Here is a 1,366-nt window from a genome sequence, read left to right on the forward strand (position 1 = left end):
CATCCAGCCGGTGGCGAAGGGGATCAGCGACAGCCAGAACAGCAGATGCAGATTGGCCCACAGCACGCGGCCGTCGATCACCGAGGCGGCGTGCAGCATGTGGTGGTGGCTATATGTACAAGTGAGGCATATTTTCCGCCGAGTGAATGACGGTTTGAGGTCGAATTTCACCTGTTGTGGGATATGCTATTCGGGTTGGACTTGCATTCGGAGCTTTAGGTGTAGCTGGCGTTGTTGTCGGTGGTTTGGCAGCGTACGCAATTTACCAAATGGCAAATTAATTTTTAATTTGCACTTCACTGTTGAAATATAGAGAAATTTTTACTTTGAAGTGTATTTTTAATTTTTTGACTTAATATCTGTATTAACAAGTATTGGTGTGTATATGCGCAATTTATCATCAAAAAAACAAATTATCATAATTTCAGCCGTTTTCATTGGTTTTGTTATTTTTTGCATTGGAGTTAGATTTGGATATGTCATCGTGAGTGAAAATTTAAGAGAAAATACTATTTCTGATAGTGATAGTCGTCCTCGCGCTGGTGACGAACGGCTAGCACGGTGACGGTATCGCCGCTATCAATCTCGAACAGGGCCACATATCCGGACGCGCCAAACGGGATGACCAATTCACGCAGGAAGGGATTGCTGGCGTTTGCTTTGCGGTAGCTAAATGGCGAAACTTCCAAGCCATGGATTGCATGTTGAACGGCCTCAAGCGCCCGCTCGGCGAGCGCCCAGTCTGTTGAGTCCTTCGCCAGGATGAACTCGTAGTGCCGCAGCAAGTCCGCTTCCGCTTCCTCCGTGAAGCGAACCGAAAAGCTCACTTGCCCGCCTTGGCTGTGGCCAACATCCCCTTCAAGCGCTCCATCACGGCGTCGGCCGCGACATAGTTTCCGGTGCGTTTGGCATTGTCGCGTGAGGCCAAGCCGCGCGCGACAAATGCGCGCTGGTGGCCACGACGCTCAATGCTCTCGCGGATGGCTTGCTCGACGAAACCGGAAATAGTCTCGCCTTCCTGCAAGCTCTGCTCCGCCGCTTCCCTCAGTTCAGGCTCAACACGTAAAGACGGGAACGAGGCTGTTTTCATCATCACTCCTTTGCGTTGCAATTACAACGCATTGTGAGCCGATTAAGTCGGAACGGCAATCGAAACGCGCCCGCTTAGTGCTGCAAGTATTTCTCGATGCGGCGGTCCGGCAGGAACCACAGGATCGCCACGCCGATGTAGACGGCAAAGGCCAGCCAGACGTGGACGAACGACAGCGGCACCGCCAGCAGGTACAGCGTCGACGATATCGGCCCCTTGTAGTCCTTGCCCACCGCCAGCACCAGCGGCGAATTGTTGGCGTTGCGCGAGACCAGC

At 52.3% G+C, this 1,366-nt stretch carries 2 protein-coding genes and 2 pseudogenes; all 4 read right to left on the reverse strand.

Features of this window, described 5'->3' with window-relative positions:
- Positions 1-111: pseudogene (locus BM252_RS31935) on the reverse strand (TMEM175 family protein); the annotation flags it as partial.
- A gap of 398 nt (positions 112-509) precedes the next feature.
- Positions 510-827: a type II toxin-antitoxin system RelE/ParE family toxin gene (locus tag BM252_RS29775; RefSeq protein ID WP_093391391.1), complete on the reverse strand. Its 318-nt coding sequence runs from the start codon at positions 825-827 to the stop codon at positions 510-512.
- Positions 824-1,090 (reverse strand): YlcI/YnfO family protein, encoded by a 267-nt coding sequence (locus tag BM252_RS29780; RefSeq protein WP_093391392.1) that lies wholly within the window; start codon positions 1,088-1,090, stop codon positions 824-826. The genes BM252_RS29775 and BM252_RS29780 overlap by 4 nt, the downstream gene beginning before the upstream one ends.
- 74 nt (positions 1,091-1,164) lie before the next feature.
- Positions 1,165-1,366: pseudogene (locus BM252_RS31365) on the reverse strand (TMEM175 family protein); the annotation flags it as partial.

The sequence above is a fragment of the Rugamonas rubra genome (assembly GCF_900114705.1).
GTDB classification, from domain to species: Bacteria; Pseudomonadota; Gammaproteobacteria; order Burkholderiales; family Burkholderiaceae_D; genus Rugamonas; species Rugamonas rubra.